Consider the following 20827-nt stretch of genomic DNA (forward strand, 5'->3'; position numbering starts at 1 on the left):
CGTGGGGCGGGCAAAGCGCAGCGTGCCCGCCATTCAAGACGACAGTGAAAGCTGGTGGGCTGCGCATGGCGCCTTTGCCCACCCCTACGGCAGGTTCGTTCGGGAATAGAATATGGACGCAGCGACGATCGAAGACCGCAAGGCCCGCGCCCGCAGCTGGTTCGAGCATCTGCGCGACGACGTCTGCGCGAGCTTCGAGCGGCTCGAGGACGAGGCGCCGCAAAACCTCTATCCCGGCGAGGCCGGCCGCTTCGCGCGCACGCCCTGGCAGCGCACCGATCACAGCGGGGCCGCCGGCGGCGGCGGCGTCATGTCGATGATGTCGGGCCGCCTGTTCGAGAAGGTCGGCGTGCATTGCTCGACCGTGCACGGCGAGTTCGCGCCCGAGTTTCGCGCGCAGATCCCGGGCGCGGCTGAGGACCCTCGCTTCTGGGCCTCCGGCATCTCGCTGATCGCGCACATGCGCAACCCGCACGTACCGGCGGTGCACATGAACACGCGCTTCGTCGTCACCACCAAGGCGTGGTTCGGCGGCGGCGCCGATCTCACGCCGGTGCTCGATCGCCGGCGCACGCAGGAGGACGCGGACGCCCTCGCCTTCCACGCCGCGATGAAGGAAGCCTGCACAGGGCCGAACGGCGTTGCCGACTACGACAAGTACAAAAAGTGGTGCGACGAATATTTTTATCTGCCGCACCGGAAAGAGGCGCGCGGCATCGGCGGGATCTTCTACGACTGGCACGACAGCGGCGACTGGGAGGCCGACCTCGCCTTCACGCAAGATGTCGGCCGCACCTTCCTGAAGATCTATCCCGACATCGTGCGGCGCAATTTCGCAACAAGCTGGACCGCTGACGATCGCGAGGAGCAGCTGATCCGCCGCGGACGCTATGTCGAGTTCAACCTGCTCTACGACCGCGGCACCATCTTCGGCCTCAAGACCGGCGGCAATGTGGATTCGATCCTCTCGTCGCTGCCGCCGGAGGTGAAATGGCCATGACGACGATCAAGCCCGCGATCAGCCCGCTTCCCCGCGCCATGCTGATCGATATGGACGACACCATCCTGTCGGCCTATGGCCGGCCCGAGATCGCCTGGAACACGATCGCGGAAGAATTCGCCGAGGAGCTCGCGCCACTGCCGCCGCGAGAGGTCGCCGCGGCCGTGCTCGCCTATGCCAGGCAGTTCTGGTCGACCGCGGAGGCTGCGTGGCGGATGAAGCTCGGCGAGGCGCGACGGCTCACGGTGCGCGGCGGCTTCGCCACGCTCGAAGCCCGCGGCCACCGCGCCCTCTCCGACGATCTCGCCGCGCGCCTTGCCGACCGCTTCACCACCTATCGCGAGGAAGCGATCTTCGTTTTCCCGGGCGCGCATGATGCGATCGATGCGTTGAAGGCGCGCGGCGTCAAGCTCGCGCTGGTCACCAACGGCGCCGCCGACATGCAGCGCGCCAAGGTCGAGCGCTTCGAGCTGACCCATCGTTTCGATCACATCCAGATCGAGGGCGAGCACGGTTTCGGCAAGCCCGAGGAGCGCGCCTATCTGCACGCGATGGAGGCGCTCGGCGTCACCGCCGAGGACACCTGGATGATCGGCGACAATCTGGAATGGGAAGTCGTGACGCCGCAGCGGCTCGGCATCTATGCGATCTGGATCGACGTGCACGGCGACGGCCTGCCCGCAGGCTCGACGGTCAAGCCCGACCGCATCATCCGCTCGCTGACTGAGCTCGTGCCGGGATGAAATCTCCAAAACAACCCCATGCACAGTAGGCGTCGCTCGCGAATTCGACGGCCAGCCGCAAAACACGTCGGGACTGCTGATTTTACGAAATCATTTGACGCGTCGGGCAAAACAGGCGCATGATGCCATCATCGCCGCGCCTGGGACGGAACAATCCTGAAGCGAATATCGAGCGATCTCCCACGCGAACTCTGCCATCGACGTTTCGCAGTCTACGCAAGCCGGCGCAATTCACGGGTCACGCAGCCCGTGATCGGCGTGTCATCACGGCTTGCCGGCGTACGCTCCCGTCGATCAACCCGAAAGGATCATCCATGGAACTGAAAACCGGCGACGTCGTGATGCTGAAATCAGGCGGCCAGCCGCTGACCGTCGCAGAGGTGAAAGGCGACGACATCGTCTGCCTCTGGATGGGCTCGGAGGGCGATCTGTTCCGCGAGACGCTGCCGCTGGCGACGCTCGAGCGCCTGGAAATCGACGACGAGGACGACGAAGACGAGGAAGAAGACGACGAGGACGACGACTAGGCGCACCTAGCATCGCATCGTCGTTAGATCGGAGCGCTTCGCTCCGCCCCCGATGTCCGCTTCTCTGCCAACAACGGTGCGATAGCGGACATCGCTGGATGTCGCAGGAAGGGCGCGAGCAGAATCTCTGCAGGTCTTATGCGGCGTCTGTCGCGCTACGCATTTGTCCCTGATGACGCATCTGCCTGAGAATGGCGTGCGATACGAGGACGAGCACGGCGAGGAGCGCTCCCCCGAAGCGGCCCCCTGGAGAGACCGTCCCACACTGCTGCCGGGACTTCCCGCAAGGAGCGCGGTTTGCAGCAAGCCCCAGCCGCCGGCAAATCCCAATAGTCCATACGTGAGGCCACGCTCCCGCAAACTTGCGCAGGCGAACAGGTCCGGCAACAGCAAGGCTAAAGCGATTCCCACAATGGGCAGGTCGTAGTCATAAGCGTAAGGACTGATCATGACGGATGCAAGAACGGCCACCCCCAGCGCGAACCGGGGCGACGGTCCTTTCACGACGCTGAGCGTGAGTATCCCCATGGCGAAGCAAGCCGTCAGCGCCTGCCCCCAGGCGGCAGCGGTGCTCGATCCTCCGATGGGATAGAGCAGAGCGTACGTCGAAATCATCCGGAACAACGGATACCGGCCTTCTTCAAGAAAGGAAGCAGCTTCCTTCACGCCCTCCAACCAGGCGCCCCAAATTGGTGGGCCAAAAAGCATCGTACAGACAAGTGCACTTAGAATGAACGTCACACCGGCTGCAGCGACCAGCGTCCATCGCCTGGTCAAGAGCATGTAAACTCCGGCAGCAATGGCCAGATGGGGCTTGATGATCATCGCCCCGAGCGCGATTCCGGCAACAAGCGGCCGTCTCTCGATATTGATGCAAACAAGCCCCATCAATGTGCCGGTTAGAAAGCCGTTCTGTCCGCTGCCGATCGTTACAACGATGGCCGGAAAGGTAACGATCAGCGCGAGCGCGAAATTTTTTGCCGCGAGCACCCGCAGGGTCGCCAGATAGGCTCCCAACGTCAGAGTCGTGAACATGAAATAAGCCGCCCAATCAGGCAGGAGAGCGAGCGGCGCCAGAAGCAGATCAAATTGTGGCGGGTAAGTCCATGGCATAAAGCTGGTCGCGCCGGCAGCCAGTTTGGCCTGCATCGCGGCAAACGATTGAAACCGATAGGTCAGATCGACTTCGCCCAGCCACACCTTTTGCGCGACAATGTAGAACGCAGAAAAATCGGTGCCCTGGTCCACTTCCCAAAATCCGTGTTCAAAGAAACGGAAGGTTTTGGAAAGGACAATTGCAGCAAATCCGGCGACTATGATGCGCACATAGGCCGCTTGCCTTTGCGGGGCAAAGGTTTGAATCCGCTCCAACGTTGTGGCGAGCATTCGGCACGACCTCCGACGATCACTCCCGTTCAATTTTCCCGATCCAGGCTGCCGTCTGAATCTCAGCGGCGGTGACGAGAATACCGAATCTATCGAACAGCATCAGGAGCGCATCTACGCTCGGCACAGCTGGAGCGACCTCTGGGATGTGGCCTCGCCCAACTATCCAGTTCAATGCTTTACGGGTAATTAACATATCTGAGATGCGGAGCCCTACGTGTAGCTCCAGTGGGTCCTCGATCGAACCACCTCATTCCCTGGTCGCGAGGTGATCAACAGACCGCAAAGGGAGGCGCACCGAGAATTCATCAGCGATAAAAAATCAAAAATCGTGCTTCAGGTTGGGGTGCACGCTGGCGTTGTGAATCTATTAACAGTTGTGATGCCATTTCCATTCCCGCAAGGCAAGGAGGGGCAAATGGAGCTGGCTTCTGATGCGATGTCGTCAAACACCAAGCGCAGGAACTTGACGCGAGACGAGATTGTCTGTCTCCGGCTGTTCCAGCTGAATTGGGCTCTCATCGCCGTCGCCTTGGTCAGCTTCTGTTTCAGCCTTTTGCTTACCGACTTCCGCATCGCGTGCGGCAGCTATCTCATCATGCTCGGTGTGGCTGCTCTCTACGGCATCGTCGGACATCTCAATGAGAGGTCCGGGTCCAGAGATCCGCGGATCTACGCCACCTTCACGATGCTGGCGCAGATCATCTTCGTGATCGTGCTGATCACGTCGCTTGGTTACGTCGCGGCTGCGGCAAACCTGCCCATGCAGGAGGCCAATCTACTCGCGCTCGATCGCAAACTGGGACTTGATTTTCGTGCCTATCTCAATCTCGTAAACGACTGGGTTTCACTTCACTGGCCGTTCATGCGAGCCTATAATTCCATTCATCGACAGCTCATCGTCCTAATTCTGATCTTGCCGCTGTTTGGCCACCATCGACGCGCGGCAGAGTTCGCCCTGGCCTTTGCAATCGCGCTAATCGTAACGACCATCATTTCCACGCTGGCCCCTGCAACCGGCGTCTATCACGCTCTCGGGATCGCACCGGCCGAGCATCCTAACATCGATCCGGTCGTCTACTACGATACCTTGAAAGAGCTTCCGCTTGTGCGCGACGGAACGACGAGACTGCTCGATGCCCTTTCCCTGGGGCCGCTTCTGACGTTCCCGAGCTTCCACGCAATCTCCGCGGCCCTCTACATCTGGGCCATATGGCCATTCCGCTGGCTTCGCATCGCTGGATTGTTATTGAACGTCGTCATGCTCGCGGCGACCCCGATTTGGGGAGGACATTTCTTTGTTGATGTCGGCACCGGGCTGTTCGTAGCCGTGGCCGTGATCTACGCAGTGCATCTGATTGGAAAACAGCTCGCGGGTGACCCGCAGCCCTTGCGAGAGGATCTGGTAGGGGCAGTTCCTCTGAACTCACCGGTTTGAACGCAAGGAGCGCCTCCCCCGCCAAAATTGCAAGGAATGCGTCCGGTGATGCCACTGTTCAGCTGGATCAGATCGGCTATTGCGGTGACAATGCTGGACTGCACCCCGGCCTGCCAATGTGGGTGGATCCAGATGTGTTTGCCGAGATGGTCGTAGAGCGGCAGTCCGGCATATTGGTGCAGCGCCAACACCGGACATTAGCAACGCAACGCCGCCGAGCGTTGAAACGATCGCTGGCGGCGCTGAATCTCTTCCCGGAAGGAACTAACAAAATCCCGGATGTGCATAGGTCGCGACGGGCGCTGCAAAGGTTCACACAGATGCGACGGTTGGCAACCCGAAAGCTGAGCCTGCCTGAGACCTCCTCATTCCTCCCTTGTTTCGGAATGAAGCGCGGCTTTTTCCCCTATCATTTTTCGATCAGCCCTGAGATCCGTCCTGGGCAAGCTGCTCGCTGATTTGATATGCGATGCGCTGGTAGCGCACGATCCTCAGTTCGATGTCGTCGCATTTTCTGCACATAGGCCACCCGTGCTTCAGGCAGGCGGCAGCCAACCGGGCCGCCTGAATCTAACAAAGATACGGTCAGGAATTTGGTTCTCCCGCGCCATAGAACGCCATAGGCCCGCAGTCAGATCAGCTTGGCCGGACGGTACGGGCGGCAGCCAGAACCGCACCAAGGCGCTTGCGTGATTTGGGATGTCTAAGGTCGCCAACCGGAGCGGCCTTAATCCGCGCCTAGAGTGGTGCGCGCAAGCCCGGTGACGAAAGCCATTCGTTGGTTTCCGCGGCGACACCAAGCTGACGAAGCTTCTGCAAAAGCGCGTCGCGTTTCGGTCCGGGTGCGAGAAGGGCCATCGCCGCTTGAATACGCTTCTGTTCAACAGCAAGGCGTTCGTGCAGTGTTGGGGATTCGTTGATAAGCCAGGTCATAGTCACTCCTTCCAAGCGTTGGGCGGGAGCATTACCGGACTCTCAGTCACCGATATGAGCCATAAGGCAGCGCGGTGATGGCGGCACTAGGCGCCTATTGCGTTGCGATGTCCATTCAATTCGTTCGCTCTGCGAATGTCTCCCAGCGGCGCTCAGCTGTGTGGCCCGACATGGAGCTCCAAGAACAATGGTCGGGGGGCAAAACAAATACAAGTTGCTCTCCCGGAACCATCATTCATCATGGTTGTTGTCATGTCGGCCCCCGAAAGTGGCGGGACCGAAGATCAAAAAGTCAGCAGCCCAAAATGATCAGATTACTCTCGGCGATGGCGATGTTCTCGCTCCTCGGAGCTTTGGTTGTCGCTCTACCGGGTTTTACCCCACGGTGCAATCGAGTGAGGTCGTCGCGATGGCGAAGGGTGACCGGCTTGAAGTCCGGGCCGCAGCTTCGCATTGCTCAACACAGATCTGGCCCGATTTCTCAGCTCCTTGTTTGCAAGGCAGGAGCTCGGGAGGCAAAATCGTGGAAGCTCGTCTTGTGACAGCCCGCCGATAGGCCGGAGTCCTCTCATCCCTTCATCGAAGAGGACGCGGTGAGGGAATCCGGGAACGCTTCTTGTTCTCGTGTCAAGGACGAAGCGGACCGTGCCGTGCCGCTGAGTGGCCTTGCAAATCGTCTGCGGCGTTCGCGAAACATTTGCGGACCAATCCATCCGCTCCCCTTCGAATGAGTGAGGCCATCCATGTCAGCAGATCCAGGTTCGTTGCCGAATGTGCTTGTCGTCGAGGATGAGATGGTCCTGCGCATGCGCGCGGTCGACATCGTGGAGGATGCCGGCTTTCATCCTGTCGAGGCCGTCAACGCCGACGAGGCAATATCGATTCTCGAGTCCCGCTCGGACATCTCGCTGCTATTCACAGACATCCAGATGCCCGGAAGCATCGACGGCCTGAAACTCGCGCACGCGGTGCACGAGCGCTGGCCTTCGATCAAGATCATACTGGTTTCGGGTCAAGTGAAGCCATCTGACGCGGAAAGGCCGGAGAACAGCCGCTTCTTCGGCAAACCACTCGGCGTCGCGGAAATGATTGCCGAATTGCAGAACATGGTTGGCGCGGGTGCACTCAGGATCGTTCCGGGGCCTACCGCCTGGGCGGCGGATCATGCGCTTCACGGCCCAGCGACGGCTGATTCGGCGTCCCGAACCGCGCAGGATGCCGTCCTTTCCGCGGAGAACGACAGCCTCCGCCTGCTACTCGAACAGGCCGGAATTGACGCGCAGGCGCTCCTTGTCCAGGCCGGGATCGATGCTGAGCAGCGACAGGCCGCAGACAAATTGCAGAAGCTGATCCTCGGTGAGCTCCATCATCGGGTCAAAAATACTCTGGCGATGGTCAGTGCTATTGCGTCCCAGAGTTTCCGCGCAGCGCCCAGTATCGAGCACGGACAAAAGGCAATGGAAGGCAGGCTTGCTGCGTTGGGACGAGCCCACGACCTGCTGATGCAGGTCAGTTGGGCGGATGCCAGCCTTACTCACACGCTGAGCAGCGCGACGGAGCCCTACGACGGTCAGGGCGACAGACGCTTTCATTTCAACGGGCCGGATATCAGGATCACCTCCGCAGCGGTCATCGCGCTTGCAATGACCTTCAACGAGCTGTGCACCAACACCACGAAATTCGGCGCGTTGTCAGTCCCCGCAGGCCGCGTCGAAATTGCATGGACCATAGACGAGCTGAAGCAGCGACTCCGCTTGGTCTGGACGGAAAGAGGAGGTCCAGCGGTCGAGCCCCTTCGAGGCGAAGCTTCGGCACCCGAATGATGGAGTCGCTCGGCCAGCAACTGACCGGTCGGGTGCAACTCGCCTACCAACCGGGTGGATTCATCTATTCTTTGGATGTGCCGCTTAGCTCAATCGCGGTGCCGCCGGAAGCACTCCTCCTGCGCTAGCGGCAACAAAACACGATCTTGTCCGAACGGGAACCTGATTAGCATCACGGCATTACGGTGCCAGGGCTGCACCGTAATTCCGGCCCTCTACATCTGGGCCACACGGCCATTCCGCTGGCTTCGCATCGCTGGACTCCGGTGGTGCCGCTGTTCAGCTCAGCCGTAATCCAGAGACGGGCTTATTGCAGACTTGGCGATCAAGAAGTCTCCTGTGGTGCCGCTCAAGATGTGAAGAAGAGATAGTTCAGCCAACTATTGGCCCTTATCACGGCCATCCTGATCACGCCCGCAATTTGGACTCTGCCACTGAATACGGCGGCGCTCCCTTGTGTTCCTGCAGGCAATCGCAGCTCGTCTGCGTCGTCGAGCTTGATGCGCACGGTAAAGCGTGCGTTGTGCGGGGCATCGATGCCGGGAAACAGGCCCGTGGCCACTAATTGGCCCTCGGCCGCGAGATCGATGGTGGTAAGCACCTTGCCCGGAAACACCCGGCCCGGATACATCGGAAAGACAACCTCGGCATAGGCGCCGGGTCTGATCGCGAGATACGGCCCCTGCATGAACGTCGCGACGACGACGCCGCGGTTGCTGTCATCACGGTCGCAGACGAACGGCATCACGGCCGCAGCGGCGCTGACGACGGCGCCGGGCAGGAGCTGCAGATTCGTCACGTAGCCGTCGCAGGGGGCGCGGACGGTGGCCTCGTTGAGATTGTACTTGGCCTGGTCGAGCTGCTGACGCGCCTGGGCCACAGTGGTGTTCTCGTCGCCGATGTTCGATTCGTAGGCGAGCCGCGCCTTGGTCTCGACCGCCTTCGCGCCCGTCACTGCCTGTTGGGCAGCCTCGACGTTGCGCTGGTACTTGTCGAGCGCGGCCTGTGCGACGTCGCCCTTTGAAAAGAGTTGATTCTGACGGTCGAAATCGGCCTGCGCCAGGTTGAACTGCGCTTCCGCCCGTTCGACAGCGGCGGAAGCCTGCTGCAGGGCCGCCTTCAGTTGCGGGACCGACTGGTTGGCGGCCGCGAGCGCGGCCTCGAGGCGATCAACCTCAAACTGGAACGGCCGGGGATCGATGGTGAACAGGACGTCGCCCTTCTTCAAGGGCGTATTGGGCTCGGCCACCACGCTTTGGACGCGGCCCGGGATGGTGATATGCGGCGTGATCTGGACGACTCGCTGGAACACCCGGGCATCGGTCGACGACGGGTGATAGTTGTTCATCGACAGGATGACATAGAAGGCGAACAGCGGGCCGACGGCGGCCAGCACGGTGGCGACCGGCAATGTCAGGCGGACGAGCTTGAGCTTGGCGAAGACGAGCCAGACGAGCGCGGCATATCCTCCGAAGATCGCGGCCATCATGATTTGGCGCCTCCGCCGCCTGTGCCGGCGATCCTGTCTTCCAGCTTGGCAATCTGCGCGGTCAGCGCCGCGATCTCGGCTTCGACCGTGCCGGCGGGGGCGGCTCCGGAGCGAGGCGTTCTGGCGGCTTTCAGCTTGCGGTAGAGATAGAGGATGAAGACCGAGCTTGCGATGGCCCAGAGCATGTCACAATCCCACGTGCCGCTGCGGCAGTCGCTCTTGAAGTATCACGAGCCGCTGCCGTGCCTCCTGCAACTCGGCGATCAGCGCCGCGTCGCCCGCCGCCGGACCGCCGGCCACTGGCCTGTCCGTCCTGAGATAGGCCCAAACCAGCGCCAGCGGCCACAGCACCAGCGTAAGCAGGCCCATCCAGCCGCAGATGTTGATCGCATCCGCTTGAGGATGGTTGCGCGCACGTGCGATCGCGCCGGGAAGCCCGCCGAGGCGATAGAGCGCGTAGGCCGCCACGATTGGCATAACGCAGAGGACGATCAGCGTCAACCAATGCAGGAATGGCCCGAACGCCTGAAGCTTGAACTCCATTCCATCTCTCCGCTCGCGCCGTCAGGCGACCAACTCGAAGTCCGGCAGCTTGAACGTCTTGTCGTTCAAGGCTGCCGTCGGTCCGTAGCAGCGCATCGCCGGCAGCGGCCGCTTGCCCGCTGTCGGAATCCAGTTGGACTCGAGGCCATCCGGCGCCTTTGGGCCGGTGTAGATGGTGACGCCGCCATCAGCGTTCCTCTTCATCTTGTCGAGATCGTAGGACGACAGCGTGGTGCGGTTGGAGTTGCTGTAGATAAAGGAGCACGTCGCGCGATCATAGACGGTCAGGGCCCAGAATTGCTTGACCGGCATGTCCTTCGGCACGTCGATCTTGTAGGTCCTGCCGGCCTCCAGCAGCTTTCCGTCCTTGTCGGCCAAGGCCATGAAATATTGCGTGCCGGGATTGTCGGTCAGCACCTTCGGCATATAGGTGCACCAGAAATATTCGGCGGCGCGTTCGGTGAGGTCGATGCGATCGTCGTAGGTGAAGGTGAACGTCCTGTTGTCGTCGGCCTGCAGCAGCGATGCGTAATGTCGATCCGGCCAATAGAGCTTGTCAGCCGGAAAATTGTCGTACCACCATTGCAGGTAATACCAGGCGTCGATCGCGGCTTGCCGCATCGCGCGTTTTGCCGTCCCGTCCGGCGCGAAAGGCTTGCCCTTCTCGATGCCGAGCGACTTGATCATGCCCATCATGACCTTGTCGTGCTCCCTCACCGGCTCGACGCTCAGGATGGCATGCATGTCTTCGAAATGCCGCTCGTCGTAGAACGGTAGCGTCGGATAGCGCTCGTTCGCCGGATCGACGAATTTCTGCTGGGGCGGATTGGCGGCCTCGGAGAGATAATACATCCGCAAGCGCTTCGAATATTGGTAGGCGTCGGCCGTGGTCTTACCCGGCGCGGGAATCGAGCGGAACGCGAAGGCGACGCGATAGTTCGGCGACGGCACATGAATGTAGCCGTCCGGGACCATGCCTTTGAAGTCAGGCGCCGTGAACAGCATCTTGCCGCCTTGGCCCTTGTCGAGACCGGTGGGGCCGACGTCGGCGATGGTGAACTGCCAGGCATCGACCACCTGGCGTAGAGGCTGCCGTCGGGTCCGGCGACCGGAAGTTCAAGGACGACCGGTCCCTTGCGCAGGTCCGTAAAGGCGGTGATGTAGGGCGTGGTGCTGTTCGCGGTGATTGCCTCCAGCTTCGGCGTGGCGGTCGCCGAATAGGCGATGATATCGTTGTCCTTCATGCCGAGATCGGCGAACGCGGCACGGCGGAAGGAATAGATTGCCATCGCGGGCATGTTCCACAGCACCGCCTCGAAAGCGCGTTGATGCTTGATCTGATAGTCGAAATCTTTGATCGAGCAGGTTGCGCCCTGCGGCGGCTGCCCGCCGAGCGGCTCCCGCCCGTCCTGAGCGAACGAGGCGGTCGGCCCAAGCAAGGAAGCCGCGTAAGCGGAAGCAAGCGCGCCCGCCGCCGTCGGAACGAAAAATTCCCGTCGGTTCATCGAAACCTCCTGCCTGCACTATTTCACCTTCCGCAACTGCGGCAGCTGGTAAGTGCCGTTCAGGATCTCCTCGCTGGGCTGGTAGAGGCGCAGGATCACGTAGAAACTGCCCTTGGGTGACGGCAACCAGTTCACCGCGTCATCGCCCTGCGGCGGATCGGCCTGGATCGGAATCGTGATCGAACCATCGGCGGCGTGCTTCAATCCCTTGGTGTCCGTTCCGACCTTGTAGCGGCCAATGGAATTGGGGACCAGCATCTTGTCCGCGTCATCGTACATCGTCAGGGACCAAAAGGCATCGACCGGCGGATCGCGATCGAGTTTCACGACGTAACGGTTTGCGCCGTTCAAGGCATTGCCGTCGGCATCGGTCGAGCGAATAGGATACATGGCTTCGCGTTCGCCGTTACCGCCGAGATAATCTCCGGCGACCACCGCCCGCGGCGGATAGTTGAAACCAAAGTTGTCGAGTCCGTTCGCCCAGGTCCATCCGTTGCGATTGACGCTGGTGCTCGGGAGCGACGAGACGACGACCGACGGTGCATCAGCAAGTCCACGCAGCAAGCCCTTGCGTGCCTGCTCCGACAGCTTGGATGGATCGAAGCCGTCCTTGGTCAGGCCGATTCGAGCGAATTGGCCGAACAGCGCCGCATCCACTGGTTTGACCTTGTTGTCCTTCAGCGCGAAAAGAGATGCTTGAAGAAACCCAATTCGTCACCCGAGATCGAGGGCAGCGGCGGCAGGCTTGCTTCTTTGTCTTTGGCGGTAAAGCCCCCGAGCGGTTCGAGCTTGAACTCCTTCTGCAACGCCAGGACTGGCCCCTCCGGCTCGCCCTGCGCGATCCTCAGGCGCCCCCAAAGCCAAACCTTGTCGGTGGTCACATCAAGGCGCTTGACGTCTGCCGGGAGTTCACCCTGCCATCCCGGCGGAACGATGGCGTAGCGGCCTGCCTTGGTGCCGGTGGTGCGGCGACCGATATAGTGCTCCAGCTCCTGCCACATGTTGAAGACGTTGACGACGTAGTAGCGGTCGTGCGTGTCGGGGACCGAGAGGATATAAGGCCGATCGAGCTTCACCACCGCGCTCATGTAGAACGTATCGTTGTTGGCCGTCGGCATGTCCTTGGCCTCGGGCGTCGCGAGCTGGGACGCCCAGCCGATCTGGTTCAGCGGCGCGCGGTAGCTGGTCGGGGGCTTCGGGCTCGGCACGTCGATGTACTGCCTGGCTATGCGCTCCATGCGCACAAGCGGATAGCCCCAGGCATACGCCGATATGCCGAGCTGATATCCATCCGCTTCCAACCCCTTGGCGACGACGTCGAGCGTTGTGGGAGTTGTCAGGAGCCTGTCGGGAAACGCTTCTTCGGCCTTGAGGGATGGTGCCAGGAAGATCGCGGCAACGGCGATGAAGCAGGGAGTCGAAACCGGGCCGTCATCGGATGTCTCCTGACATTTTGGCATCCCTGCGCCGGATCGTCGTGGTCGGGGATGAATGGGTAGCTGAACATGAAGTCTGGAAATTGGATCAGGACACCCGCCGCGGGCCAGACCTCGGCGGGCGTTCTGAGTCGAAAACGATGGTGCTCAAGTCGAGTCCGCTCGCGCGGCGAGCTTGGGGCGGAAACCTCCGCCCCAAGCGATACGATCATTTGCCGCTCGGTTCGGCACTGATCATCTGCTGGATCATCTGATCGACCGAGAGTGAGGATCCCCTCTGTGTCGGCGGATACTCCTTCAACGTCTGCAAGTGCGCGCTTAGCCGGGCGAGGATGGTATTGAACGTCCAGGATTTGTGCTGAGGCAACTGGCCTAGCGTCCGCGGAAACTGGTCGTAGCTTTCGAACGGATCCTGGTGGAGGTTATAGAGGCGAACGATCTCCATCTTCTGCTTTGTGCCGTAATAGCCGTCACGCTCGGAGAAATGCGCCTTCCATTGCTTGACGCGCAGCGCATCGATCGAGGACTCGTTCCAGTAGATGTACTCGTCGCGGGGGGACTCCTTGGCCTTGCCCGTCCAGTAGTCGAGGCTGTTGAGACCGTCGAGATGGACCTTTTTCTCGGTGTCGGTCCCGAGCTTGTCGCCCGCCATCAGCCGCTTCTTCAGGTCCTCGTAATCGACACCCGCCGCGACGCTCAGCGTCGCAAAAACGTCCATCAGCGTCTGAATGCCGTTGATCTCCGTTTTCGCGGGAATCTGGCCCGGCCAGCGGACAAAGAACGGGACGCGCGGCCCGCCCTCCCACGTAGTCATCTTCTCGGAGCGGAAGGGTGTCGTGCCGCCATACGGATAGGTGCTGTGCTCCGGCCCGTTGTCGGTGGTGTAGACGACGATGGTGTTATCCGCGATGCCCAAGCTGTCGAGCTTGTCCAGCACGGTCCCGATATCTTCGTCATGCTGGATCATGCCGGCCCCGTGCGGATCGTCGTAGCTCGTGTACTCGCGTGCCTTCTCCTTGTATTTCTCCGGCACGAAGGAAAAGACGTGCATCCGCGACGGGTTCAGCCACACGAAGAATGGCTTGTTAGCCGCGACCGCCTTCTCCATGAAACCGAAGGCCTTCTCGTTGAAATCCGTATCGAGCGTCTCAAATTGTTTTTCGCTCGGGAGACCGGTGTCCTCGATCTTCTGCTTGCCGACCTCACCGAAACGTTCATCGGGAATGCTCTTATCATACGTGTCGGTGGCGACGCTGTGTATGATGCCGCGCGGCTTGAACTTGGCCTCGAACCGAGCGCTCCTGGGATAGTCGTTGTCGAGCGGCTCCTGGAGCACGTTGAGATGGTAGAGGAAACCATAGAACTCGTCGAATCCATGGACCGTCGGCAGATGTTCGTTTCGGTCGCCGACATGGTTCTTGCCGAACTGGCCCGTGGCGTAGCCTTGCTGCTTCAGCACTTCGGCGAGAGACGGCACGTCCGCCTGCATTCCCTGCTTGTCGCCCACCATGCCGACTGTCGTCAGGCCGGAGCGGATCGGATACATGCCGGTGATGAATGACGCGCGGCCCGGCGTGCAACTCGGCTGGCCGTACATCTCGGTGAAGAGCGCGCCCTCGTTCGCAATCCGATCGATGTGAGGCGTCCGGTAGCCCATCACGCCACGGTTGTACGCGCTGAGATTCCAATAGCCGATGTCGTCCGGCATGATGACGAGAATATTTGGCTTGCGGCCGGTCGCCGGTGCTGCGGCACGTTGCTGTGGTGCAGTAGGGGGCTGCTGGGCCTGTGCGATCGACGCACCGGTGCCTAATGTTGACGCCGCTGCAAGTATCGTGCTGCCCAGCAGGATCTTGCGACGGTCCAATCCAGCGTTGTCACCCGTGATGTTGTTGCGGTCGCTCTCGTCGTTCATGTCTTACTCCCTTTCTAACGACACATCGAAACCCGACATGACTCGTCGACGTATCTACGGCCTCGGCATGACGCGCGGCCGGGCGATAGCGCCGGCAGTAGTTCGGCGCGCACAGATGCGAGCCGCCCTTGATGACCTTGCGGGGAATTTTGATCTGCGGCTGACGAGGATCGAAGCTGCTCTCCTCGCGCCCGCCGCGCGGATTTTCCGGAATGCAACAAGCCTTCGGCGCGTCCGCCTCGTGCTGCGAAAACCAGTCGGTCGTCCATTCCCAGACATTGCCGATCATGTCGTGGACGCCGTAGCCGTTCGGCGGAAACGCGGTCACCGGCGAGGTGCGCGAAAAGCCGTCCTCGTTGAGATTGTGCCGCGGGAACTCGCCCTGCCAGGTGTTGGCCATGTGCTTACCGCCCGGGGTGAACTCATCCCCCAGGCGTACTCGGCGCCGTCCAGCCCGCCGCGCGCCGCGAACTCCCATTTGGCCTCGCTCGGCAGATCCTTGCCGGCCCATTCCGCGTAGGCGAGCGCATCGTTGAATGCGACATGCACAACCGGGTGATCGTCGAGGCCATCGATGTCGCTGTCGGGACCGTAAGGATGCCGCCAGTTTGCGCCCTTCTTGAAGCTCCACCATTGGCTCCAATTGCGCAGGTCGACGGCGTGGGACGGCGGGGTGAACACCAGCGAGCCGGCATAAAGCATGTGCGGAAGCGCGCCCGGGTAGTCTTTTGGATCGGGCGGAATCTCGGCGAAGGTAACGTGGCCGGTCGCTTGGACAAATTCCTTGAACTGCCGGTTGGTGACCGGCGTGCGGTCGATCAGGAAATCGTCCACCGCGACGCGGTGCACCGGCGCCTCTTCGCGATAGTGCCTGTCGGAGCCCATGCGGAAAGTGCCGCCGGGGATCCGGACCATGTCATCTGTCCGATCGGAGTTCCCCGGCCGACGCTGGATTGAACGTCACAGTTCGACATCGTGCCTTTGCTGGAACCTGCAGGGGACGCTGCAGCTTAGGCGTGTCAGATGGCTTCGTGTATCTCGATGCAATTCCACCTCACGGGAGAGGCAATATGAATCGCTCGGCAGTCAGGATGGTGGCGTTAACGTTGGGCCTCACGATTTCCGCTGTGATCGCACCGAAGACGTACGCTCAAGATGCGGTGGCGAGCGACCAGGCCGATGAGAACATCGCTTACGCGATCGGTATGGACGCGGTGTTTTACGGCTTGGCGCCCGTGCTGATGCAACTTGGTCTTCGAAGCCAGACTGATGCCGACAAACCTTATGACAATGGGCAGGCGCCCGTGAATCAGATGGGGCACGCCCGGCGCCTGTACGGCGCAAAGGGCGGCACGTTCGCCATCGTCGGCCCCGGTTGGAAGGGAACGTTGCCGCCCGAAATGGTGCAGATCAATTCGCCGACACGGCAGGTCTACGTCATTGGAAGAACCGGAGTGGATAGACGATCGCTGACCACGACTTCCCGGGAATTGTTGAGAATCATAGCGGTATCATCACCGTCGACAACGACGGCACCGTCTACGGCAACGGCATGTACGACGGCCGCTTCAACACAGACCTAAAGTCCGATCGCAATGGCATCATCCGCCCCTATGCGCTGAGTCTCTTCCACCCCGCACCACGACGGGTTCTGATGATCGGTCTCTCCTCCGGTTCATGGGCCCAGGTCATTGCCAACAATCCCGACGTGGAATCGCTCACTGTCGTCGAAATCAAGCGCGGATATCTTGAGTTGATCGCAAAGCACGACAACGTGAGGTCGATCTTGAACAATCCCAAGATCAGAATTGTTGAGGATGACGGACGCCGTTGGCTCCGCAATCATCCCGACGCGCATTTCGACGTGGTGGTCTCCAACACGACGTGGCATTTCCGTGCCAACGCCACAAATCTGCTTTCGTCGGAATTCCTGGGCCTTGTGCAGCAACACCTGGAGCCCGGTGGAATTGTCTTCTACAGCACCACCGATTCGCGGCGCGCGCAGCGCACCGGCTGCATCGCATTTCCCTACGGGGCCCGGTTCTTGAACCACATGGTGCTGTCGCAGACCCCGATTGTCTGGGATCATGCTCGCTGGCGACGAACGCTGGAAACTTACAGCATTGACGGCAAACCCGAGTTTGCTTCCGATGACACTGACCGCGCTCGGCTCGACGCACTGATGGCCGACTTCGGTCAAGATGGCCCCACGATTGAACCATGTCCTCAGCTTCTGAAGGCTACCACCGGCCAAACGCTCGTTACCGACGACAATATGGGCACGGAGTGGCGCTACTTTCTCGGCTTGAAGTGACTTAGCCGTCGGTGTTAGGAGCCGCCAGATCGAGACCTCTGGTGCCCTGGCATCGGCAACATTGGCAACAACATCGGCCAACGTGCTTTTATCAGAGCTACCGTATTGATACTGTGCGGCCGCAGGTTCAGTCATTTGAGCCACCGATCTTGGTGCTCGTTGTCATGACGAATGGAATTCTATTGTGAAGGTTTTCGGATGCCGGCCCCATGAAGGTGACGCCGCGGGCACGGAGCCGGCATCCGAAAACCTTCACAATAGCCGACATTGCAACCGCTCCGCCCTTGTTCTGCGAAGGGCCCCATGAGCTGCCTTGAAAGCGACGACCTGAATTGCCTCCTTGTCCTCGGGTTGCAGACCGAGGACCGAGGATTGAACTACTGCGCCTCGGCGATCTCAGGTCCAGGTGACAGCATCTGCGCGTTGGTTGCCGAAGGCCGGTTCGACCGGGATGCCGGGTCCGGCGACCGGAATGCGGCGTCGGGCGGCGCCTCCCGGGATGGCCGACGGGCGGCGGTTGCCGGAAGCACGATCACTTTCGCTCCGACTTTCACGCGGTCATAGAGGTCCACGACGTCCTCATTGGTCAGCCGGATACAGCCGGACGAAACCCGCCTCCCGATCGTATCGGGCTTGTTGGTGCCGTGAATTCTATATTCGGTCTCGCCCAGATACATCGCCCGGGCGCCGAGCGGGTTGCCGGGACCGCCTGCCATGAACCGCGGCAGATAAGGCTGACGCACAAGCATCTCTGCAGGCGGACGCCAATCCGGCCATTCTGTCTTGCGAGCGACAGTCTGTTCACCGGACCATGTGAAACCTTCGCGGCCGACGCCGATGCCGTAGCGCAGTGCCTGGGTGTCGTTCAGAACGAGATAAAGGAATGTGTTCTTGGTATCGATGATCACGGTGCCCGGCGTCTGGTGGCTGGCGTAGTCGACCACCTGCCGGACAAACGCTCCGGGAACGTCAGCGGCTTTTGGTGTTTCGACCGAAGGCACCGGGACAGACATGGCAGCCGGAGCCGGAGCCGGCGCCGATGCATGAGCTGGCGTTGACACGTAAACCGGAGTTGACGACGCCAGGGCCTGGTGCGCGGGGGACTTTCGCGTCGGTTGCACGCTCGCCGGGCGAGACAGCAAACCGTACCCCAGTGCGGCGACGGACACAGCGCCGATTGCAACTCTCCCGACCATTGGGAGCGCGAGCGTCTCTGCCTTTCCACGTTTGGCCCGCTTACGCATATCTTTTCCCCCAGATCACTGCCTGGAAGACGTACCCAGCAAATTTTAACAAACTTCCAAGCGATGCCGCTCAGACTGGAATGGTTAAGCGCCGTTAACGCCAACCCTTGTTCGATCGAACAAAACTTGACAGTCCCGGTCCGAATGCAAGGGCGGCCAGCCGACCCGGTGTCGCGGATTTCGGCTGCGCCAAGACCGCCAGCGGACTTGCAACGACGACCGCCGTCAGGCCTTTCGACGTCTGGATCGTCAGCGCAGCCACCGACACGCCAGCGATCACATCCACGAAGTAATGCCCCCCGACCAGCGGAGTGGCGACGAGCATTCCCGCATTCAGCATCAGCAAGGCGGGACGCAGCCACCAGATGCTCCATAGGCTCCAGATGGTGAGAAGCGCCGTGGCGGCGTGCAAGCTCGGGAAGGTGAGGATGCCGCCGAGCTTGAGGAGGTTGAGAGCTCGCAACGTGCCATCGCGCAGCATCGGTATGTCGTGCGCCTGTCCTCCATATCCGTTCGCGTTGAACAGCTCGGTGTCGAAGGGCAGTCCGAACTCGAAATAGGTGCCGATCGCCGGAAGCAGGGAGGAAACGACGATCACCACGCACAAAGTCAATGTCGACGCCATCACGAACTGCTGCAGACGGATGAATTGCCCCGTCAGCCCCAGTACGACCGGAACGCCAAAGGCCGGCACGATGATCATTGCGTAAAAGAACTTGGCGTAGACCAGCAATTCCGGACGGGCCATCGCAAAATGGAAATATGCAGGCCAATCCAGGCCGAGCAATCGGTCAAGCTCGGCAAATCTCGCGTCCTGCAGCGGCATCGCGGCGCCCAGGCCGATATACGACAGCGGGCCCGCGCAGATCGCGACAAAACCCATCTGCGCAAATGCGAGCATGGTGAACGCCGGCCGCTCGCCCCAGCCCCGCCGCATGAGCCACAACCCGGCAACCGCCAGAGCCGGCGCTGTGACGGCCTCCGTCGTCATCAAACCGTCCAGCGTGAAGGTTGTCACGGCGAGCCCGACGCAGAGCGCCAGCGCCCATCCAGCCACAAGACTCCAGTTGACCAATTGCAGCCTGGTCGCAATGCGTCGTTCCGTGCGACCGACCAAGCGCCGCTCCTCCTCGACAGCACAATTTGCTGTCGCAAAAGGCGGCGCACCGAACATTCCCATTCCCATTCCATCGCACGTGCAGTTTCGAACAGTACTCCCGGAAGTTTAGCTCTCGCGCGGTCCGGTTGCATCTCATGACGGGTGCTATCGTTATTGTTGGTGAAAACTTCGTTTCCAAATGTTGCTGGCAGCGTTCCAATGAATTGGTTTGGCCGAATTGAATGCACCATCACCGTAGTTCCGCCCGGCGATACCGACCCGCCTGCCGCCATTGAGGTCAAACGTATAGAGGTCCGTGTGGTGGCATGGCCAATCCTCCGCACGTCGAGCCCGTCCATCCCGCTTCAGTCTGCGAACGATGTCGCCGTCAGGATCGAGCGCGCAAACGTCCGGTACGGACTTGAACTCGAGTTGCTTCTGTCGTCTTGCTTCGCGAAGCAGGGCTCCTGCCTCGAATACCGAAGCCGCCGCGGAGTTCTTGTTGTCGAGAATCGGAATACCCATACTGCGCAACCGGAGGAAGCTGGAGGAGGACCGGCATGTCAGCCGTGGATCGTGAGGCGCATTGGCAAAATGTCTACATCACGAAAGGCGAGAAGGAAGTCAGCTGGTTTCAGGAAAAGCCCTCAAAATCGCTTGAGTTGATCGCACGTTGCGGTGCGGATCCGGAGACTGCCATCATCGACATCGGTGGCGGCGCGTCCCGTCTTGTAGACGAATTGCTGAACGCGGGATATCGCAAGCTGACCGTCCTGGATTTGTCGGAGGCTGCACTCTCTGCATCGCGAGAGCGGATTGGTCCCCGATCGGAAGAGGTCACCTGGATCGCAGCGGACGTGACGACCTGGCAGCCTTCCGAGCAGTACGACATCTGGCATGATCGGGCCGCGTTTCACTTTTTGACAGGAGCGCAAGAAAGGCAAGAGTACGTCGCGCGGCTCAAGTCGGCCCTTCGCGGTGGCGGAAAAGTCATCATCGGCACATTTGCGCTGAATGGCCCCGAACGGTGCAGCGGACTTCCGGTGCAGCGCTATGACGGTGACAGTCTGGCCGCCGTGCTCGGTCCCGATTTCCGCCTAGATTCGCACAGCTTGGAGGAGCATCGGACGCCCTCGGGGGCCTTGCAGATGTTCCAGTTCAGTAGCTTCTGGTTCAGTCCTCAGGGAGGGGATCGCGCTTGCAGCTCGAATCGACCCTGACATGCCCCCATTGCGGCTACAGCAGCCTGGAACTAATGCCCCGGGATGCCTGCCAGTTCTTCTACGACTGCAACGCCTGCGGGATCCGATTGAAGCCGAAGGCCGGCGACTGCTGCGTGTTCTGCAGCTACGGGTCGGTCCCGTGTCCGCCGGTCCAATCCGGAGATGCGGACGGCGGGGCGTGCTGCGGTTGAAGTCCGGCAGGTTGGGCT

General features: G+C 60.9%; 22 protein-coding genes and 2 pseudogenes. 10 read left to right on the top strand and 14 right to left on the bottom strand.

Features of this window, described 5'->3' with window-relative positions; translation table 11 throughout:
* Positions 1-112: 112 nt before the first annotated feature.
* The 3 genes from hemF (at position 113) to ACTGJ9_RS34835 (ending at position 2270) form a co-directional block, all read left to right on the top strand.
* Positions 113-1000, top strand: coding sequence for an oxygen-dependent coproporphyrinogen oxidase (gene hemF / locus ACTGJ9_RS34825; RefSeq protein ID WP_456674728.1), 888 nt, complete (start codon positions 113-115; stop codon positions 998-1000).
* Positions 991-1743, top strand: coding sequence for an HAD family hydrolase (locus ACTGJ9_RS34830; protein WP_456674729.1), 753 nt, complete (start codon positions 991-993; stop codon positions 1741-1743). Before hemF ends, ACTGJ9_RS34830 begins: the two co-directional genes overlap by 10 nt.
* 314 nt (positions 1744-2057) lie before the next feature.
* Positions 2058-2270, top strand: coding sequence for a YodC family protein (locus tag ACTGJ9_RS34835; RefSeq protein ID WP_456674730.1), 213 nt, complete (start codon positions 2058-2060; stop codon positions 2268-2270).
* Between the two features lie 6 nt (positions 2271-2276).
* Here ACTGJ9_RS34835 and ACTGJ9_RS34840 read toward each other — a convergent pair whose 3' ends face one another.
* A complete protein-coding gene (locus ACTGJ9_RS34840) occupies positions 2277-3656 on the bottom strand; it encodes a glycosyltransferase family 87 protein (RefSeq protein WP_456674731.1) in 1380 nt (459 codons plus the stop codon).
* Positions 3657-3924: 268 nt separating this feature from the next.
* On the opposite strand from ACTGJ9_RS34840, the gene ACTGJ9_RS34845 reads away from it, so the two are divergent.
* Both ACTGJ9_RS34845 and ACTGJ9_RS34850 read left to right on the top strand, forming a co-directional pair.
* Complete coding sequence (locus ACTGJ9_RS34845; RefSeq protein WP_456674732.1) at positions 3925-5094, top strand: phosphatase PAP2 family protein; 1170 nt, start codon at positions 3925-3927, stop codon at positions 5092-5094.
* Positions 5091-5552 (top strand): hypothetical protein, encoded by a 462-nt coding sequence (locus tag ACTGJ9_RS34850; RefSeq protein WP_456674733.1) that lies wholly within the window; start codon positions 5091-5093, stop codon positions 5550-5552. The genes ACTGJ9_RS34845 and ACTGJ9_RS34850 overlap by 4 nt, the downstream gene beginning before the upstream one ends.
* 280 nt (positions 5553-5832) lie before the next feature.
* On the opposite strand, the gene ACTGJ9_RS34855 is transcribed toward ACTGJ9_RS34850, so the two are convergent.
* On the bottom strand, positions 5833-6027 hold the full coding sequence (locus ACTGJ9_RS34855) for a hypothetical protein (RefSeq protein WP_456674734.1): 195 nt from the start codon (positions 6025-6027) through the stop codon (positions 5833-5835).
* 743 nt (positions 6028-6770) lie between these two features.
* Between ACTGJ9_RS34855 and ACTGJ9_RS34860 the strand changes: the two genes are divergently transcribed.
* Positions 6771-7850: a sensor histidine kinase gene (locus ACTGJ9_RS34860; protein WP_456674735.1), complete on the top strand. Its 1080-nt coding sequence runs from the start codon at positions 6771-6773 to the stop codon at positions 7848-7850.
* A gap of 349 nt (positions 7851-8199) precedes the next feature.
* Here ACTGJ9_RS34860 and ACTGJ9_RS34865 read toward each other — a convergent pair whose 3' ends face one another.
* From ACTGJ9_RS34865 to ACTGJ9_RS34905, 9 genes and pseudogenes are all read right to left on the bottom strand, one after another.
* Positions 8200-9339, bottom strand: coding sequence for an HlyD family secretion protein (locus ACTGJ9_RS34865; RefSeq protein WP_456674736.1), 1140 nt, complete (start codon positions 9337-9339; stop codon positions 8200-8202).
* Positions 9336-9524, bottom strand: coding sequence for a hypothetical protein (locus ACTGJ9_RS34870; protein ID WP_456674737.1), 189 nt, complete (start codon positions 9522-9524; stop codon positions 9336-9338). The genes ACTGJ9_RS34865 and ACTGJ9_RS34870 overlap by 4 nt, the downstream gene beginning before the upstream one ends.
* A 1-nt stretch (position 9525) precedes the next feature.
* Positions 9526-9882 (bottom strand): DUF3302 domain-containing protein, encoded by a 357-nt coding sequence (locus tag ACTGJ9_RS34875; RefSeq protein ID WP_456674738.1) that lies wholly within the window; start codon positions 9880-9882, stop codon positions 9526-9528.
* 21 nt (positions 9883-9903) lie between these two features.
* The gene (locus ACTGJ9_RS34880) at positions 9904-10959 is read right to left on the bottom strand and encodes a DUF1214 domain-containing protein (protein WP_456674739.1); all 1056 of its coding nucleotides are present in this window, start codon (positions 10957-10959) and stop codon (positions 9904-9906) included.
* Positions 10960-11039: 80 nt separating this feature from the next.
* A pseudogene (locus tag ACTGJ9_RS34885) lies at positions 11040-11387 on the bottom strand (hypothetical protein); the annotation flags it as partial.
* Positions 11388-11405: 18 nt separating this feature from the next.
* A complete protein-coding gene (locus tag ACTGJ9_RS34890) occupies positions 11406-12044 on the bottom strand; it encodes a DUF1214 domain-containing protein (protein WP_456674740.1) in 639 nt (212 codons plus the stop codon).
* Positions 12045-12064: 20 nt separating this feature from the next.
* Positions 12065-12847 carry a DUF1254 domain-containing protein gene (locus tag ACTGJ9_RS34895; RefSeq protein WP_456674741.1) on the bottom strand — a complete coding sequence of 261 codons (783 nt, stop codon included), beginning with the start codon at positions 12845-12847 and terminating at the stop codon, positions 12065-12067.
* Positions 12848-13031: 184 nt separating this feature from the next.
* On the bottom strand, positions 13032-14738 hold the full coding sequence (locus ACTGJ9_RS34900; RefSeq protein ID WP_456674742.1) for an arylsulfatase: 1707 nt from the start codon (positions 14736-14738) through the stop codon (positions 13032-13034).
* 79 nt (positions 14739-14817) lie between these two features.
* A pseudogene (locus ACTGJ9_RS34905) lies at positions 14818-15653 on the bottom strand (formylglycine-generating enzyme family protein); the annotation flags it as partial.
* A 155-nt stretch (positions 15654-15808) separates the two neighbouring features.
* Here ACTGJ9_RS34905 and ACTGJ9_RS34910 point away from each other — a divergent pair.
* Both ACTGJ9_RS34910 and ACTGJ9_RS34915 read left to right on the top strand, forming a co-directional pair.
* A complete protein-coding gene (locus ACTGJ9_RS34910; RefSeq protein WP_456674743.1) occupies positions 15809-16321 on the top strand; it encodes a DUF1254 domain-containing protein in 513 nt (170 codons plus the stop codon).
* Positions 16291-17052 (top strand): spermidine synthase, encoded by a 762-nt coding sequence (locus ACTGJ9_RS34915; RefSeq protein ID WP_456674744.1) that lies wholly within the window; start codon positions 16291-16293, stop codon positions 17050-17052. The genes ACTGJ9_RS34910 and ACTGJ9_RS34915 overlap by 31 nt, the downstream gene beginning before the upstream one ends.
* Positions 17053-17429: 377 nt before the next feature.
* Here the strand turns inward: ACTGJ9_RS34915 and ACTGJ9_RS34920 are convergent, their stop codons facing one another.
* The 3 genes from ACTGJ9_RS34920 to ACTGJ9_RS34930 all read right to left on the bottom strand — a co-directional run bounded on the left by ACTGJ9_RS34920 (position 17430) and on the right by ACTGJ9_RS34930 (position 19920).
* Complete coding sequence (locus ACTGJ9_RS34920) at positions 17430-18296, bottom strand: L,D-transpeptidase (RefSeq protein WP_456674745.1); 867 nt, start codon at positions 18294-18296, stop codon at positions 17430-17432.
* A gap of 94 nt (positions 18297-18390) precedes the next feature.
* Complete coding sequence (locus ACTGJ9_RS34925) at positions 18391-19470, bottom strand: phosphatase PAP2 family protein (RefSeq protein ID WP_456674746.1); 1080 nt, start codon at positions 19468-19470, stop codon at positions 18391-18393.
* Positions 19471-19566: 96 nt separating this feature from the next.
* Positions 19567-19920, bottom strand: coding sequence for a hypothetical protein (locus ACTGJ9_RS34930; protein WP_456674747.1), 354 nt, complete (start codon positions 19918-19920; stop codon positions 19567-19569).
* 35 nt (positions 19921-19955) lie between these two features.
* On the opposite strand from ACTGJ9_RS34930, the gene ACTGJ9_RS34935 reads away from it, so the two are divergent.
* Both ACTGJ9_RS34935 and ACTGJ9_RS34940 read left to right on the top strand, forming a co-directional pair.
* Positions 19956-20615 (top strand): class I SAM-dependent methyltransferase, encoded by a 660-nt coding sequence (locus ACTGJ9_RS34935; protein WP_456674748.1) that lies wholly within the window; start codon positions 19956-19958, stop codon positions 20613-20615.
* Positions 20594-20809, top strand: a complete 216-nt coding sequence (locus ACTGJ9_RS34940) for a GDCCVxC domain-containing (seleno)protein (RefSeq protein ID WP_456674749.1) — start codon at positions 20594-20596, stop codon at positions 20807-20809. Before ACTGJ9_RS34935 ends, ACTGJ9_RS34940 begins: the two co-directional genes overlap by 22 nt.
* Positions 20810-20827: the final 18 nt, after the last annotated feature.

This window comes from Bradyrhizobium sp. RDM12 (assembly GCF_051917485.1).
GTDB lineage: Bacteria > Pseudomonadota > Alphaproteobacteria > Rhizobiales > Xanthobacteraceae > Bradyrhizobium.

Bases quoted from the DNA above. Each gene is read 5' to 3' on its own strand.
- hemF (WP_456674728.1), top strand. From the start codon at position 113: ATGGACGCAGCGACGATCGAAGACCGCAAGGCCCGCGCCCGCAGCTGG.
- ACTGJ9_RS34830 (WP_456674729.1), top strand. From the start codon at position 991: ATGGCCATGACGACGATCAAGCCCGCGATCAGCCCGCTTCCCCGCGCC.
- ACTGJ9_RS34835 (WP_456674730.1), top strand. From the start codon at position 2,058: ATGGAACTGAAAACCGGCGACGTCGTGATGCTGAAATCAGGCGGCCAG.
- ACTGJ9_RS34840 (WP_456674731.1), bottom strand. From the start codon at position 3,656: ATGCTCGCCACAACGTTGGAGCGGATTCAAACCTTTGCCCCGCAAAGG.
- ACTGJ9_RS34855 (WP_456674734.1), bottom strand. From the start codon at position 6,027: ATGACCTGGCTTATCAACGAATCCCCAACACTGCACGAACGCCTTGCT.
- ACTGJ9_RS34860 (WP_456674735.1), top strand. From the start codon at position 6,771: ATGTCAGCAGATCCAGGTTCGTTGCCGAATGTGCTTGTCGTCGAGGAT.
- ACTGJ9_RS34865 (WP_456674736.1), bottom strand. From the start codon at position 9,339: ATGATGGCCGCGATCTTCGGAGGATATGCCGCGCTCGTCTGGCTCGTC.
- ACTGJ9_RS34870 (WP_456674737.1), bottom strand. From the start codon at position 9,524: ATGCTCTGGGCCATCGCAAGCTCGGTCTTCATCCTCTATCTCTACCGC.
- ACTGJ9_RS34875 (WP_456674738.1), bottom strand. From the start codon at position 9,882: ATGGAGTTCAAGCTTCAGGCGTTCGGGCCATTCCTGCATTGGTTGACG.
- ACTGJ9_RS34895 (WP_456674741.1), bottom strand. From the start codon at position 12,847: ATGCCAAAATGTCAGGAGACATCCGATGACGGCCCGGTTTCGACTCCC.
- ACTGJ9_RS34900 (WP_456674742.1), bottom strand. From the start codon at position 14,738: ATGAACGACGAGAGCGACCGCAACAACATCACGGGTGACAACGCTGGA.
- ACTGJ9_RS34910 (WP_456674743.1), top strand. From the start codon at position 15,809: ATGAATCGCTCGGCAGTCAGGATGGTGGCGTTAACGTTGGGCCTCACG.
- ACTGJ9_RS34915 (WP_456674744.1), top strand. From the start codon at position 16,291: ATGTACGACGGCCGCTTCAACACAGACCTAAAGTCCGATCGCAATGGC.
- ACTGJ9_RS34920 (WP_456674745.1), bottom strand. From the start codon at position 18,296: ATGCGTAAGCGGGCCAAACGTGGAAAGGCAGAGACGCTCGCGCTCCCA.
- ACTGJ9_RS34925 (WP_456674746.1), bottom strand. From the start codon at position 19,470: ATGTTCGGTGCGCCGCCTTTTGCGACAGCAAATTGTGCTGTCGAGGAG.
- ACTGJ9_RS34930 (WP_456674747.1), bottom strand. From the start codon at position 19,920: ATGGGTATTCCGATTCTCGACAACAAGAACTCCGCGGCGGCTTCGGTA.
- ACTGJ9_RS34935 (WP_456674748.1), top strand. From the start codon at position 19,956: ATGTCAGCCGTGGATCGTGAGGCGCATTGGCAAAATGTCTACATCACG.